The organism is Pseudomonas sp. GD04058, from assembly GCF_029836855.1.
Classification (GTDB): domain Bacteria; phylum Pseudomonadota; class Gammaproteobacteria; order Pseudomonadales; family Pseudomonadaceae; genus Aquipseudomonas; species Aquipseudomonas bharatica.
Genome location: NZ_JAOECN010000011.1, coordinates 39,179 through 54,950, shown reverse-complemented (window position 1 = coordinate 54,950; position 15,772 = coordinate 39,179). Strand labels below are relative to the sequence as shown.

Here is a 15,772-nt window from a genome sequence, read left to right as displayed (position 1 = left end):
AAGCGTGAAGCAAGGAGAGAAGGATGACGGGGTTCGACCTGCGAATACTGCGCGACGCACGCCATGTACTGGTTTTTACCGGCGCCGGCGTTTCGGCGCGCAGTGGCATTCCGACCTTTCGCGATGCCCTGGGCGGCTTGTGGAGCCGCTACGACCCGGCCAGCCTGGCCACCGCCGACGCCTTTCGCCAGGATCCGGCGCTGGTCTGGGGCTGGTATCAATGGCGGCGGGCCCAGGTGTTGGCCGCCAGGCCCAATCCGGCGCATCTTGCAATCGCCGAACTGGCTCGCCGGGTCCCGCGCCTGACCCTGGTGACCCAGAATGTCGATGACCTGCACGAGCGTGCAGGGTCCCAGGAGGTAATCCATCTGCACGGCAGCCTGCATGCGCCGCGCTGTTTTGCCTGTGCCCGGGCCTACGCCGGCAGCGATGCCGAGCCGGCACGGGTCGAGGAGGGCGAGCGCATCGAGCCGCCTCGTTGCCTGCGTTGCAATGGCAGGATCCGTCCCGGCGTGGTCTGGTTCGGCGAGGCATTGCCTGAGCGGCCCTGGCGCGAGGCGCTGGCCGCCGCGAGGGCGTGCGATCTGCTGCTGGTGGTCGGCACTTCCGGCTTGGTGATGCCTGCTGCGCAGCTTCCCCAGGTGGCCCGACAGAACGGTGCCAGGGTGGTGCATGTCAATCTCGACGCGGAGCCGGCGGACGGGGCAACGACCTTCACCCTGGCAGGTGACGCGGCAGAGATCCTGCCGCGCCTGCTTCTGCAAATGGCTGATGATCAGGCCGGCCCGTAGGCCGCCGCTGCTCGTTGCAGGGTCCCGGCAATCTGCTGGCGCAGGGCGGGTGGCTCGTGCACCACCAAGGCATCGCCCAGCGACAGGATCCACCAGTGCAGTTGCCAGGTATTGGTCACCGTAGCGCTCAGGTGGAAACCGTCCTCGACTTCCTCCAACTGCATGTCGCTGCTCAGTGGCGTTTCGCGGATCAGCCGGGCCTGGTGCTCGCTGACCCATGCCTGCAAGCGGATCTTCTCTGGTTTGCCGAACTGCAGGGCATCGCTGTCGAGGTAGGCCTGCAGTTCGAAGGAATCCAGGCCCCGGCAGGATGAATCGAGCAAGACGGCGTTGCGGAACCGGTGCACGGCGAACTGGCGGACATCGGTATAGGGCTCGGCGGTGGCGATCAGGTAGGTGATCAGGCCGCGCTGCACGATTGCCAGTGGATTGAGGGTCAGTTCGCTGAGCTTGTCGTTGTGCGCTGAATAATACTGGCACTGCACCTGCCGTTCGCTGATCAATGCCTGCTGCAGCGGCTCGAGGATCCGTGCCTGGACCTGGGGTGCCTGCAGATTGAAATCCGGTCGCACGCTGGCGACCTTGTCCGGCCAGCGTGCGGCCGGATTACCGTCGCCCAGGCCCTTGAGCTTGGCCCGGGCGTGTTCGAAGCGTGGTTCCAGCACGCTCAGCATGCTTCCCGGCAAGAGTGGGCGAACCGCATCCTCGACCAGGGCGAGGCTGACCGCTTCGGTCAGGGTGATGCCTTGCAACTCCACATTAACGCCCGGCTTCCAGTACCAGCCGAAGGGCGTACCGCCATCGTTGCATTGCAAGGGAAAGACTACCGAGAGGTCGCGCAGGTCTCGTTCGATACTGCGCCGGCTGATGCTGTAGCCGGCGGCGGTGAGGCGCGCCAGCAATTCGCTGACGGTGATGCCGGGCGGGCGTTTGGGCAGTTGCTGCAGCAGTTCCCATTGTCGATTGAGGGCGCTGTGGGTCTTGGCGGAAGGCACCTGGATCATCCTTGTGGGGTCGGGGCTGGCCTTTGGCTAGCAATCAAGCGGGCGAGTTTCTGCCGATCCGCAGCCCCTCGCAAGCATTAGTTGGTCCAGGCGGCGAAGCCGATCGGGCGTTGCCGGGCCGCGGGCTTCAGCTGGCATTCGGCAAGCAGTGCACTGGCCAGCCCGGCGGCGCTGGCAAAGGGTTTGAAGCGCGCACGGCGGGCGACCAGGGCGAAATCCCCCGGCGTCAGGCAGGTTTCGTCGAGCAGGCCCTGCACGGCGCGGCCACCGGCATCCTTCAGGCCAAGGGCTTTCAGGTGTGCAGCGAACAGGTTGCGGATCTGCGTCGGGTTCAGATAGCCGAAATGTACCTTGAGATCGAAGCGGCGCAGCGAGGCTTCATCGAGGTCGGACATCAGGTTGGTCGAGGCGATGAACAGCCCGCTGTAGCTTTCCATTTGCGTGAGCATTTCGTTCACTGCGGTGAGTTCCCAACTCTGCCGGGCCTTGCGTCGGTCCCTGAGAAAACTGTCGACCTCGTCCAGCAGCAACACTGCCTCTTCCTGGCGGGCCCGTTCAAAGGCATCGGCCAGGTTCTTCTCGGTGCTGCCGACGTAGGGCGAGACCAGGTCGGATACGCGCTTGACCATCAGCGGCTTGCCCAGCTCGCGGGCCAGCCAGTGGCCGAGTGCGGTCTTGCCGGTGCCCGGTGGCCCGTAGAAGCACAGGCGGGCCTGGGAGTGGGCCTGCAGGCCGCTGACCAGGCCGTCGAGTGCCAGGTCGGTGTTGATCCACTGTGGCGAATAGAAGGGCGGCAAGCCTTGCTCGTCGGGCTGCAGCCGCTCGAAACCCTGGGCCTTCAGGGTGTTGTCGACGATGCTGCGAACGGCGTTGTCCAGCGGTTTTCCGGCGCGTTGGGCGAGGCTGCGTCCCACCCGTATCGCCCGCTCTAGCACGGCCGGGGTCATCTGTTCATGGCTGCAAAGGTGCTCGACCAATTCATCGCCCAGCTTGCCGCCGCTGCATTCACGCAACAGCTTGCGACGTTGCGCCAAAGGCGGGTTGGGCACTTCGATGACCAGGTCGAAACGGCGGATATGCGCGGCGTCCATCGCTTCGATGCTGTTGCTCAGCCAGAAGCAGGGCAGGGCGTTTTCTTCCAGCATGCGGTTGATCCAGCCCTTCTGCGAGCGGCTGCCGGCTTCGGGGCTGGCGTGGTGGAAGATGTCCTCGATTTCGTCGAGTACCAGCAGCGCCCTCTGCGAACGCAGTACGCTGTCGGCCGCCCGCAGCGAGCACAGGCGCTGACGGGCCTGGACCGGGTCGCCGTGCTTGTCGGTGCAGGCCACCTCGTACAGGACGCAGCCGAGGTTCCTTGAGATCAGCCGGCTCAATTGGGTCTTGCCGGTGCCGGGAGGGCCGTAGAGCAGGATGTTGACCCCCGGGCGCCGCTGGGCGAGGGACTTTTCCAGATAGCGTTCGGCAATGCCCAGCGAGTGCTTCAGATGGCTGTAGTGCTCGGCGCTCAGGTTCCCCGGCGGGCTCGGACGGAAGGCGTAGGCGAACAATTCCAGGGGCCGGCCCTGGCTGAAACGCAGCAGGCTGGGCAGCTCGGTATTGCTGATCGACAGCATCGAACTCAGGGCCATGGCCGCGCGGTTGACGGTGCCCAGTTCGAGCAGGCCGCTGCGCATCAGGGTGCTCCCACGTGCCAGGCAGGCTTCCACGGTGGGCAGATCAAGCCCGAGCAGGACCGACAGCACTTTCATGGTCCGATTGATACCCAGCAGGCCCAATTGGTCGGTAGCATCGCTCAGGGTCGGGTCGCAGAACATCAGTACGCAGAAGCCAAGGATGCGCAACTCGGCCTCGTTCAGCCCCAGCAACTCGGCCAACGCCGCCAGGTTGTTGCCCAGTCGGTCCGGGTAGGCTGGTTGCGGGTGCTGCGCGTGGAAGGTGCGCGCGCTCCTGCGCAGGGCGGCCAGTACCCGTGCCATATCGAAGGTGTCGTCCTCGGCCCATTTCTGCAGGCCCAGTTCATGAGCCAGCTCATAGTCGTTGAAACCGTGGCGGGTGATGAAGTTGCGGTGTCCGCCCAGTTCCAGCAGCAGTTGGTAGCTCCATCTCAGGGACAACGGACAGGTATCGGCGACGCGCAGGCTGGTGCGGCCGAGGGGGCTGAAACAGATCGCCATGTTGACTTCTCCTGGGGCTGTGGGCGCGCAGGATGGGCCAGGGGTTGGTCACAATGTGTCGTCAGGGAGATGGAGGGGATGAGGCGGGGTATGACCGGCGCAGATTGCTCTTCGGAAGGAAAAGAGGAACGGCCCACGATCGAGCCGCTCGCAAAGGGAAATCAGGGGACGCGGATCAACTCAACGCCACTCTGCACCAGCTCGAAACGATCTTCGCCCAGGTGATTGACCCGATCGCCGATAGCCAGGCGATAGGTGGTAATCGGTAACGAGGCGGCACTTCCATCGGCCTGCAGGGTGGCTTCCTGAAACTCATGCACGGGATAGATGCGTCCTTCGGCGTCCCTGGCATGAAATTGCCCGACCAGTACTGCTGTCATTTCGGTTATGACCTCTGAAAAAAAATGATCTGCGTGGTTCATAGACCTTACCGGTCCGTAGGAAGTTTTGTAGGACCAGGAAAAAAACCTCCCGCCACTTCTCCATCATCTATAACTGTCTATTCCCTAATTCACGCAGATGGTGGTGCTCATGAGTCAGGTTTATACGGTCGCGGTGCTGGTCGGCAGCCTGCGCAAGGCGTCCTTGAATCGCAAAGTGGCCCAGGCCCTGGGTGAGCTTGCGCCGTCGAGCCTGAAGCTTAAGATCGTCGAGATCGGCGAGCTGCCGTTGTACAACGAAGATATCGACGTTGATCCGCCGGCGGCGTACAAGGCTTTCCGCGAGCAGATCAAGGACACCCAAGGGCTGCTGTTCGTCACCCCGGAGTACAACCGCTCGGTGCCGGGGGCCTTGAAGAACGCCATCGACGTGGGTTCGCGGCCTTACGGGCAGAGCGTGTTCAGCGGCAAGCCGGGAGCGGTGATCAGCGTGTCGCCGGGGGCGGTGGGCGGGTTCGGTGCCAACCATCATCTGCGCCAGTCCCTGGTGTTCCTCGATGTGCCGTGCATGCAGCAACCGGAGGCCTATGTGGGCGGCGCGGGGAGCCTGTTCGACGAGCAGGGGAAACTGTCGGAGAAGTCGCGGCCGTTCCTGCAGGGGTTCATCGACAGTTATGCCAAGTGGGTGGCCAGACACCAGGGCTGAGTGTTCGGGGCCGCCAGGCTGGCACTGCACGCTTGAATCTGGCGTAAGATGCCGGTACCGGCATGACCCAAGGCGAACCCCTGTTGAACACGGCGAAAGACACCATCTCCATGCAATTGGTGCGCGAAGCACTGCTGCAAAGCTGCCCGCCGGGGGTTGCCACCGCCGAGGTGCTGGGCCGGGTCGGTATCGACCCGGCCCGGCTCGATCAGCCCGATGCCCGCGTCCCGGCCAGCGCCTATGCCCGGCTCTGGCGCTTGCTGGCGCGACGCTGCAACGACGAATTCTTCTGCATGGACCCGCGCGGACTGCGCAGCGGCAGCCTGGCCTTCATCTGTCGCTCGTCCATGGCCCAGCCCACGGTGGGCGCCGCGCTGGCCTCGGCCCTGGAATTCCTGACCCTGACATTCGAACACCTGCAGCCGGTTCTGGTGCGCCAGCAGAGCCTGGCCGAGATCGTGATCGGCGAGCCGCAGCAGGAGGCGCGCCGGCCCTTCACCTATTTCACCTTCTGGATGATCGTGCACGGCGTGGCCTGCTGGCTGGCCGGGCGGCGCATCCCGATCCTGGCCATCGAGCTGCGCTGCGCCGAACCGGATTTCTGCGATGACTACCGGGTGATGTTCTCGCAGAACCTGCAGTTTTCGCGACCGCGCACGCGAATGATCTTCGCCGCCGATTGCCTCGACCTGCCGGTCAAGCGCAGTGCCGAGGAATTGCAGCGGTTCCTGGCCCAGGCGCCCGGCAATATCCTGGTCAAGTACCGCGATCCGGAAAGCCTGGCGCGGCGCATCAAGGACGATCTGCGCCAGCGCCCGGCTGCGCAGTGGCCGGAAACCGAAACACTGGCCCGGCACCTGTGCATCTCCGCCTCGACACTGCGCCGCCGGCTGGCCGAAGAAGGTCAGACCTACCAGGCACTCAAGGACAGTGTGCGCAAGGAACTGGCGATCGGCTGGCTGGCGCAACCGGACCTAGGCTTTGCCGAGATTGCCGAACGCCTGGGCTTTGCCGATGTGAGCTCTTTCCACAAGGCCTTCCGCAAGTGGTCCGGGAGCAGTCCCGGGCATTACCGGACGCTGGTACTGGCCAGTTCCTGAAGGGGCCTGCTTCCTTTTGCGATCAGCCGGCGTCCAGGGCCTGTTCGGTGAAAGTCCGTGCCTGCTCGTGCAGGGCGTTTTCACGCTCCATGCCGAGCTGGTTCATGCGCTGCAGATAATCGCCTTCCGGCATCTGCGTCCGGGCTTCGCACAGGCGTTCGAGGCTGTCCCAGAAACGTGCCTCTATACGTCGGAAGTCCGACCCGTGTCGTTCGCGCAGATGCTCGAGCCAGAAATCCTGGCGGGCGATGAAGTCGGCCAGCGCGGGACTGGCCTCGGCAGTCTCCACCGCCGTCCTGGCTTGGGCGAGATCAAGGCCGGACAATGCGGCCATGTCGCCGAACTGCATGTGCCGGGGCTGTCCGGGCAATTGCAGGACCTCGGCCAGGCGCACGCGCAAGGCCAGGCTGATTTCCACTTCGTCCACCAGTTCGCCCGCCAGGTGCCGCTGCGCAATCAACTGCAAGGCGTGCTTTTCCAGGCGATCCAGGCGGAACAGGCGGCGGGCGAAGGCGAGCAGCGCCGTCCCATGCTCGGTCTCGGGCACCCTGGCGGCAGCCAGGCTGACCTGCAGACGTACATCGAGCACGCTAAAGCTCGATGACACACTGTCCACGCACGTGGTCGGTGCATTGGCCAGCTCGAACAACGACTCGCGCAAGGCGGTGTTTTCCACCGCGGCGGCGATCATCTGCCATACGCGCTGTTGTAGATGCTCCGGCGCCAGGCGGTACTCGGCGGTGTCCAGCAGGTCGCCGATCAAGCTGAAGAATGCTGTCGAACCCGGCTCGGCGCGCAGGCTCTGCCATTGTCCGGCACGCTCGCGCATGAGGTCATCGTGCATGCCGGCCAGCCACTGTTCGCAGACCTCATCGCTGGTGCTCTGTTCCAGGCCCGCCCTGTCCATCTCGCCAAGCCCCCACAAGCGCTCGCGCACCTCGGGATGCAACGGATTGTCGAACAGCACGGTAGCGCTGCGGATGCGCGCGGATGCAGAGAAGAACGCCTCCGGCAACTGCTCCAGCTGGTTGCCGCGCAGATCTGCAAGTTCCAGGAAGGCCCGGTTGACCAGGCCCCCTGGCAGGGCCGCGATACCCGTACCGCGCAGGCTCAGGCGTCGCAGGCGTAGCAGGGGACTAACGTCGGGGCTGCGACCGAGTGGATTGCGATCCAGGCTCAGCACCTCCAGGCGGTTCAGTCCGGACAGCGTAGCCTGGCTGGAGTCGTCCATGCAGATCTGGTTGCCGTCCAGATACAGCTCCTGCAACTCGGTCATGCTCGCCAGCGCCGGCGGGATCCGCTCACAGGTGTTGTGTCCGAGGTCAAGCCAGCGCAATCGGGTGAAGCTACGCAGGAAGCCGTTTACCGCGATACCCTGCCTGGCGCCGGAGAGGTTGAGCTCCAGCACATGGGAGAAGTCCACTGCTTCCGGCAGTTCCGGCAGGTCGCCGCCGAGGGAGCGTGCCAGGTCCAGTCGATAACCGATGATGCGGCCTTCCATATCCGTTACCGATGAGGTTTGCCGGCACCAGCCGCGGCGAATTTCGTCGGCCACCCGGCGCCGCGCGCCGCGGGCCAGCAACGGGGCGCCCTGCGTCCAGCGGGCCAGTGCCTGGTCGAGGTTGCGCAGGTTTTCCTGACCGCGCAACAGAGCGCCCATGGGATCGCCGTCCAGTTGCTGGATCTGCTCCAGCCAGACTCTGGCCTCCAGTTCGCTGAACCCGGGATACAGGCTGCGCACCATGCTGGTGAGAGTGGTACTGCCGGGACGTCCCCGACCGCTGAGTGGGTAGCCGCGGCGCCCGTCTGCCAGGCGTTGCGGCGCGCGGAAGTAAACCGGTGGTCGACTGATGCCGAGCAGGCCGGGCAAGCGCTCGCGGTCGATGTCGGCTTGCTGCCGCAGGAGGATGAGCATGGCCGTGGCATCGTTGCACCCCAGGGCTGCGCGTTGCTGGGCCCCAAGCCCGTCCACCAGGGCCTGGAACAGGCTGCCGCTGGCCTGGCCCAATGCCGCTCCGCCGGTTTCGTAGGCGCGGAATTGCCCGTCCCTGCCCACCAGAACCCGGACCTCATAAGCCTCGGCCAGGGGCAGGACCCGTTCTATGACAGGACCATCGAAGCTGTTTTCGCGCAGTTCGAAGCTCAGCCCGCGGGGCCACTGCGGCAAGCTGCGGAACAGGGAAAACACCATGCGCACCGTATCGCTGCCACAACGGCTGTCCAGATACAGTCCTTCCAGCGCCTGCAGAACGCGTACCTCGCGCATGGCCTGGCGGGCTTTTTCCTGAAGCTCCAGGGGCAGGCGCTGCTCGGCATGCAACTCGCCGGTATCCGCCAGCAAGGCTTCTATGAAACGCTCGGGCAGCCCGGGGAACAGTTGCTGCACGCGCAGGCCTGTGGCGTCCAGGGTAGGAGCGGTCTGCCGCGCCAGCTGTTCGAACAGTGCTGGCCGCAACGCCTGTGCATCGGCTGTCCAGGCCAGGCGCTCGTCGTCGACGGTGGGGGAGGCGGGCTGCAGCTCCCGGGCGGCGGCACAAAGGCCGGCATCCAGCCGGTCAATCGGGGTGCCGTCGTCGAGCTGTTCGAAGAAGTCGGCGATGCGCGCATCCAGGCTGAAGTCGGCCAGGACCTGGACCAGTTCCACCGGCATGGGCCGACGCTCTACAAGCAACCCGCGCAGGCTTGCCTCGTCATGGCCGCAGATCGCCGCAACCTGTTCGCAGGCCACTGGGCTCAGGCCGTCGGTACGTGGCCCGAAGCGACGCAACAGTGCAGCGCGGCCCTGCCATTGCAACGGGTCCTCGCCGCTCTGCCACCAGGCGCCGTCGCCGTTGCCGGTCAGTTCCGGGGTCCAGGCCCCGCGGCGCGATGGGTGGACGATGCGCCAGCGTGCCTCGGCCGTGGGCCGTCGCACTTCGAGCAGTTGCTCGCCGTTGCGCCACCAATGGCGTCCCTGCACCCGCACCAGGCCATCGGCATCGGCGGGTTGCTGCAGGGCCAGAGGTGCCTGGTGGTTGGAGCGCTGCGCCGACCAAAGCACCCGCCTGCCATCGCTACGGACCACAGGCAGCAGAACATCGACGAACGCGCTGCGCTTGAGCTGGCGCGCGACCATGCCCACTCCTGCACCGACCAGCGCGGTGATCGCCAGATTGCCGACCACGCCGAACAAATGGTCTAGCGCCTCCTGGCGTTGGCCGTGGCTCCAGTCGACCACGCCCTCGTAGGTTTCCGAAAGCACGTCCTTGATCAGCCCCGCCAGCATCAGTTCGCCGATCCCCGGGATAAACGAGGCGAGCAGGCTGCCCACATTCGCGCCGACGGACTTGAGCGCTTCCATGCGCTGGCGATGCAGTGCCTGGTCGATCGCAGCGGTAGGTACCAGCAGTTGCGCGGCATCCGAGCGGATTCTGGCGATCTGTTGTCGCGCCAGCCATTCGAAAGGCGCAGGTCCGGTCGCCAGGCTTCGCACCTGCAACGTCGGTAATGCTGCCAACAGGCTGGACTGCAGCATGCCGAGGAAGCTCAGACGGTCGTCCCGTTGCAGTTGTCGACTGATGAACTCGGCGTAATCCGCATTGCGCAGACAGGAAGCCAGGTCGTCATTGAGCGCGGCCAGCGATACGCACTGGCGTATTGCCCGGTCGGGGTCGTTGGCCAGGTACAGCAGTACCTGACCGGCGAGCTTCGGATGGCTGGCGGATGCCTGCAACAACAGTGCGCCGTGCACGTCGAAGCCGAGCAGTTGCAGATGCCCGATGCTGGCGTCACTGGCCGGGCGATCATTGGCCAGCTCCAGCAGCAATTGCTCGGCGTCGGCATCGATCTCGCCCTTGAGCAAGGCACAGCGGGCATGGGCAGCCAGGGCCGCGCGCTTGTCGTCGCTCAGCAGCTTGATGATCTGCTGGCGCTGCAGCGGATCTTCGGGCTCCAGGACCTCACGCAAATGCTGTTGGTATTGCCCGCCCAGGTCCAGCTTGCGGCATCGCGCCGCGACTTCGGCTGGCGCGCAAGCCAGCAGCCTGCCGTCCTCAACGATGCCGGTGCCCGGGTAATGGGCCCCGGGCTGCGCCTCATCCTGCTCGAAATTGCCCAGCAGACGGCTCCACAGGTCTCTGTCCACCGGGTAGTAGTGGAATGATGGCAAATCCACATCGGTGATGCGGAACACCGGCATCTTCACGCTCAGGCGGATATCGCGCCACACCGACCTGGCCGGCTGCGGTGTGCAACCAAGCCCGCGCAGCATCTCGAGCAACCGTGGCTCGGCGAAGTGCTTCGGGGCCTGGATGCGCCCGAGCAATTCGCCGACCCGGGCCTGAAGGTGGTGGTGGCTGGACAGGCTTTCGCGCAAGGCGTCGAGCTGTTCGATGGAGGCGCGTTTCAGCCATTCGGGACTGTTGGCGGCGATGAAGCGGTCGAGGGCGTGGGCATCGGTGAGCGGGGGCGTGTCGTTCATGGGAGGCTCCTGGGTTTCAAAGCCGGGAGCCTAGAGGGATGAGGTCAGTCGCTGTCAGCGGGAACACGCCCCTCCGGGAAAAGCCTGCAGGCACGCCGTGATGCATTTCCATCTATTCGCTGGCAAGCGTCCGTTCCTAGCCTGCGGCTCTTCAACCCGAGGAGCCTTGCCCATGAGTGAACTTACGCCGCCCCCGCCAATTGCAGCCGTCCAGCCCGACCTGGATGACGGTACGGAAATCAATCGGTTCATTTGTACTATTGCACCGCACTGGATCAAGTCCGCCACAGCGGAGCAACTTGATCATTTGCATGCGAGTCTTTCCCGATACCACTCCAGCCATGTGGCAATCGAGCAGTTGTTGTCTGCAATCGAACCGGCGGACACATTTGCAGTGTCACACTACGGCGCTCTTTTCAACGAGTTGCTCGGTCGGGATATCGATATTGCAAAGAGCGAATGGCTGGAGTTCGGGCTGCATGTGGAACAGCCACCAGTACGAATTAATGATGTCGATCTTCCAGGGTTTCGCCGGTATTCGAAATCGCAGGACCTCTTGCGTCGCCTGCTACGGGGTTTTGAAACTGCACAATGTGATGATTCGTTCTATTACCCGGGCTCCGGCGTGGTCGAGAACGGCGAACTCTTGCCGCTCGAACCGGAGCGGGTCGCTGCTCGCTGTCGTCAGGCAGATATCGGAAAACGCTATCTGGAGCACATAGACGGTGTCATTTATCCCGTCGATCCCGATTCGCGACATCAGCGGCTGGCGCTGTTATCCGGTGCTCAGCGCGACCTGTTCTTCGCCAACGCCTATTGCAGTTACCTGCAAGGCGAGCTGGATGAACACGCATTGAAGATGTGCCTGGACGTTGACTCGGGGTCACTGGGTTACGGGGAACTCCCCGTGCGCTGTGTTTCTGTCGATGTCTTCGGCGTCCTGTTGGCCAATGCGCTGGTGTTCGAGGCCATAGGGGAACCCTTGTCTGGCGCTGTGCGCTGGTACAAGTCAGGCCTGGTACGGCAGGTGATTCTTTACTTGCCAGGGGATCGGCTACGGCCCTTCCGTCAATATGCATCGTGGTATGCACTGAGACATGCCTTGGGCGAGCAGTTGGCCGAGCCGGAATACCGACGGTGGTTCATTGGCCAGTTCCAGCGCGATCGTCAGTTGGATATAGCTGAAAGATTATCGGCGCAGGGCGCCACGCCCGAATTGGAAATCACTACCCGGGGCGTCGGCAGCAAGCTCTTCGATATTTTGGCGACGAGGCAAATATGGCGCATCAAGGCCGACGCCGCCGCCCTCATCGTCCCCGTTGCACTGCTAGACGACGCGGCCTATCGAAAAAAGGCAGAGCAACTGGAAAGTGCGGGCCTGGGGGCGTTGCAGCTATTGGGCTCGTTCATTCCTGGTGTGGGGGAGTTGATGCTGGTCGCGACGGTGAAAGACTTGCTGAGCCAAGTGTATGAAGGTGTGGAAGACTGGACCCATGGTGAGTGCACGCAAGCGCTGGATCATTTCATGGGGGCGCTGCGCACTGTTGCGGTTTCTGCGATCACCGGGGCGGCCGTTCATATCGTTGCCAGGCAACTTCCGGTCGGGCATTTGCAACATCTGATTCCTGTCATACGCCGGGATAATGTTCGGCGTCTATGGGCCAATCAAGCCGAACGGGCCGGTTCATCCACTTTCTTGCTCAATAGCAATGAACAAGAGGGTTGGTGGCGTTCCGAGGTGCATCCGCTGGAGTGGACCGGTGCCGCTCGAATGCTGTCGCGAGAGGACACTGACACCCAGGATCTGGGTGATGATCAGCTCAACGATCTGTTGAGGATTTCCGGGATTGACGAGTCCTATCTACGAGGTTGTCTCGTCGAGGAGCATTCGATCCCGGTGGAGTTGAGAGACTCGCTGGAGCGTTTTCAGGCCGACCGGCGAATAGACCGGTTACTGGACAACATTGCAGTGAGTGCAGAGCGGGCCCGTGAGTCCGATTCCGAGTTGTTCGAACGTGCTCGTCAGCTTTTAGAGCCATTGCCGGTTACGGTTGATGCCGTGTTTCAGAAGCGGCACCCGCTTTTCCAATCCCTGGTGAGCGAAACCAAGGGCGCCGCGGGCATGGGCCACGATGTTATGCGACGCGACTTTCCTGGTCTGCCGGATCGTTACGCCGACGTGCTCCTTGAACATATGAACGCTGCCGAACTGGAGCAACTGGAGTCGGGCTCGCGGATACCCTTGTCGACTGGGCAGCGTATTGTCCGGATGCTTCGCGGATTACGAGTGAAGCGGGCGCTCGAAGGTATCTACTTCAACAACTTTCATAATCCCGACAGTGTCCGGGTGATCTTTGCTGCCTGCAGCAATCTAGCCGAGTGGCCAAGAGAGTTGAGCCTGCACGTGAAGAGCGCGCCGGCGGCGAGCGGGGTGCTTTATTCCCAGTCGGGACAGTCGCCTGTGATTTCGATTCTCGTCCCGGAAGCAGGGCGAGTGCAGGTTGACAGAGGCACGCGCCTGGAGGCGTTCGACGATATTTACAAGGCGATCATCGATGTGTTGGGTACTGAACCTTGCAGCCGTCTGGGATGGAAAGACGGGAAACAGGCAAGACAACGTGTCACTGCAAAGGTGCTGGAGAAGCGGGAACTTGTATCAGGCTGGTTGAACCTCGCGCAGCAAACACCCGCTTTCCGGCCGGTTCTGCGGCTTGCCGACGGGCGCTTGGGGTATCCGCTCAGTGGAAGAGCACCGGCACGGATATCCCTGTTGGCGAGGATGGCGCGGTCTTTGTATCCGGGTTTCGATAATGACCAGATCCAGGCATTTCTTGATCAGACGGCTGCGCAGGGAGGAGACGTTTTCAGCCGGTTGCTGGATTACCAGGAGGACTATCGCCGGCTGGAGCAAGCGTTGCATGCCTGGCGAGAACAGGGGCAAGGTCTTGGAAAGCTGAAGCGCTCATGGATCATCAGGAAAATAAAGCGTTGCTGGCGAAGGCAAACCACGGCGATCCGTGATCATGGGGGGCGGATCCTTGGCTATTCCTTGAAGATCGACTCTCGGGAGTTCGATGGGCTGGGTGAGTTTCCCGAGGTCGACTTTTCCCATGTCACCGACCTGCGGATTCACAATGCACGGCTTTCCGATAACGCGGATCGGTTCCTCTCGTGTTTCAAATCGCTCAAGGTCCTCGTACTGGAGAGATGTGGCCTTGAACGAGTCCCGGCGGCCTTGCGTACCATGCGCAAATTGAAAGTGTTGAGCATGAGGCGCAACACGTTCGTATTGCAACCGGAGGAAAAGCAGATCATAGGTTCACTGAATGGACTGCAGACGCTAGACCTGACCGGGATCGATCTGAGCGTGGGGCTGGACTTGCATGGGCTGACGGCGTTGGGGGTGATCCGGCTGCGTGATTGCAAATTGGGTGTGGTGCCGGAAAGCCTGATTAGCTTGCCGTTCCTAGAGTTTGCCGATCTGCGCGGAAATGGTATCCGGAGGATGCCGGGAGGTGAGAGTGGACTGTTGCCGAGAATCCAGAATGCCTTGTTGCTGAGTGATCAGGATAACGTGGGCCTGGATCATTGGTTCTATGCCGCCCAGGATCAATTCCTGCGTTCTCTGGATGACACCCTTCGAGCATGCCTGAAGCCGTTCAAGGGGCAGGAAAGGTCGGATCGGGTCACGCTATGGAACAGCGTCGCGATGGAAGAGGGCGCGCGCGATTTCTTCGAAATTATCGCCAGGTTGAAGGACACGACTGACTTCAAGAATGCGCATTCCGATCTGTGCGGCCGTATCTGGTCCATGCTCACGAGCATGCACGAAGATACAGGTTTGCGCGAAGCCCTGTTCAACGTCGCCGCCCAGCCCGTCAGGTGCATTGACAGTGTTGCGAACGTATTCAGTGACCTCGAAGTAAGATGTCTGGTCTATCAAATCGGTTCTGCCGGAGGCGGGATACCCAAGCGTTTGGACATCACCCGACTCGTCCGTGGACTGTTTCGACTCGAGCAGCTTCAGAACATCGCCCGTGCCGATATGGTTGAACGATCACGTAGCGGCAAGGAGGTCGATGAAATCGAAATCAGCCTCGCCTATCGGATGGCGTTGAAAGAGCAGTTGCACCTGCCTGGCCAACCCGTGACTACAAAGTTCTCGGACCTGGTCAAATTGACCCCGGTGCAGGTGCAGCATGCCATCGAGCAAGTAACGCAGGCTGAAGCGAGCAATCGGTTTCCCGCCTTCGTCAATAATCTTGATTTCTGGCGGGAGTATTTGCGTAAAGAGTTCCCCGCACGATTCGAGCAGGTGGAGGATATCTACTGGCGAGAGCTGGAGCAGCTCGGCGCGCAGCAGTCGGTTCTGGCTGAAGGTGTTTACCTGCAAAAAATGAAAGAGCTGGGAAACCGGCGAGAAGAGCATTTGCGCAGGCTGGAAAGCGAGTTGACGGATAACGTGCTCTATTGAGGTCGATGTACCCGGTGGTTGCCACCGGGTACGCTGCGGTCGGTTCCTGTCACGCTGGCGGACTAACAAGTTCAATAGTTCGTCGTGGGCCGCGGGTTCGTCATCTTCGTGCAAACGCGTGACGGACTTGCCACTGGTCAGCACTTTCGAGGCTAACGATCCGGGGAGAAGGGACTGGGATTTCACCAGGACATTGCTCATGACGCCCGCCGCATCATAGACGCTTTTCCTTTCCAGTAATGGGCCGTAGGCCGCAAGGGTTGCAGGGTCTACCAGATAACAGCCGGAACCGGAGCCGGTCGACCTGACCATCAACTGGTATAACGAACGGTTTTCGGTCCCGCCGGCGGAGGGTGCGAGTAATGAGACGAATCGTTGTCTTAGAAGAGCAACTCCGCTTTGGCAGTACCAACCGGCGGATGACGACCTGAACCGTCGATACTGCTTGAGCAACTCTCGCTGGGAAATTTTGTAGCCTTTGGAGGATGCCAGGCTGACAAGCTTGATGCTGCTGATGAATCCCGAGGCTGGGTTCAAGGCTTCCAGCGTGGATCTCAAGGACAGTTCGGCGAGCGTGGAGGGCTTTATGCTTCTGGAGCCGGTGAGCAGCTTCGAGAGGTTTTTCGAAAAGGGAATGGCCAGTAGTATGGCCTCGGCATAAAGCCAGAAGGCGGCCGATGAAAA

The 15,772-nt window shown here is 62.4% G+C and carries 8 protein-coding genes; 4 read left to right on the top strand and 4 right to left on the bottom strand.

Annotation, left to right across the window (positions count from 1 at the left end; translation table 11 throughout):
* Positions 1-23: 23 nt before the first annotated feature.
* On the top strand, positions 24-791 hold the full coding sequence (locus tag N7650_RS12110) for an NAD-dependent deacylase (RefSeq protein WP_279898385.1): 768 nt from the start codon (positions 24-26) through the stop codon (positions 789-791).
* Here the strand turns inward: N7650_RS12110 and N7650_RS12105 are convergent.
* From N7650_RS12105 to N7650_RS12095, 3 genes are all read right to left on the bottom strand, one after another.
* Positions 776-1,786 carry a WYL domain-containing protein gene (locus N7650_RS12105; protein WP_037058472.1) on the bottom strand — a complete coding sequence of 337 codons (1,011 nt, stop codon included), beginning with the start codon at positions 1,784-1,786 and terminating at the stop codon, positions 776-778. The genes N7650_RS12110 and N7650_RS12105 overlap by 16 nt on opposite strands.
* A gap of 86 nt (positions 1,787-1,872) precedes the next feature.
* Complete coding sequence (locus N7650_RS12100; protein WP_279898372.1) at positions 1,873-3,969, bottom strand: ATP-binding protein; 2,097 nt, start codon at positions 3,967-3,969, stop codon at positions 1,873-1,875.
* Positions 3,970-4,130: 161 nt separating this feature from the next.
* Entirely contained in the window at positions 4,131-4,349 is a 219-nt protein-coding gene (locus N7650_RS12095) for a hypothetical protein (RefSeq protein ID WP_009394644.1), read from the bottom strand.
* A gap of 151 nt (positions 4,350-4,500) precedes the next feature.
* Here N7650_RS12095 and N7650_RS12090 point away from each other — a divergent pair, with 151 nt between their 5' ends.
* Together N7650_RS12090 and N7650_RS12085 are read left to right on the top strand one after the other, a co-directional pair.
* Entirely contained in the window at positions 4,501-5,055 is a 555-nt protein-coding gene (locus tag N7650_RS12090) for an NAD(P)H-dependent oxidoreductase (protein WP_009394646.1), read from the top strand.
* A 62-nt stretch (positions 5,056-5,117) separates the two neighbouring features.
* Complete coding sequence (locus N7650_RS12085; RefSeq protein ID WP_279898370.1) at positions 5,118-6,155, top strand: AraC family transcriptional regulator; 1,038 nt, start codon at positions 5,118-5,120, stop codon at positions 6,153-6,155.
* A gap of 22 nt (positions 6,156-6,177) precedes the next feature.
* On the opposite strand, the gene N7650_RS12080 is transcribed toward N7650_RS12085, so the two are convergent.
* The gene (locus N7650_RS12080) at positions 6,178-10,614 is read right to left on the bottom strand and encodes an NEL-type E3 ubiquitin ligase domain-containing protein (protein ID WP_279898368.1); all 4,437 of its coding nucleotides are present in this window, start codon (positions 10,612-10,614) and stop codon (positions 6,178-6,180) included.
* 172 nt (positions 10,615-10,786) lie between these two features.
* Here N7650_RS12080 and N7650_RS12075 point away from each other — a divergent pair, with 172 nt between their 5' ends.
* Positions 10,787-15,088, top strand: coding sequence for an NEL-type E3 ubiquitin ligase domain-containing protein (locus tag N7650_RS12075; protein ID WP_279898365.1), 4,302 nt, complete (start codon positions 10,787-10,789; stop codon positions 15,086-15,088).
* The last annotated feature ends 684 nt before the right edge of the window (positions 15,089-15,772 follow it).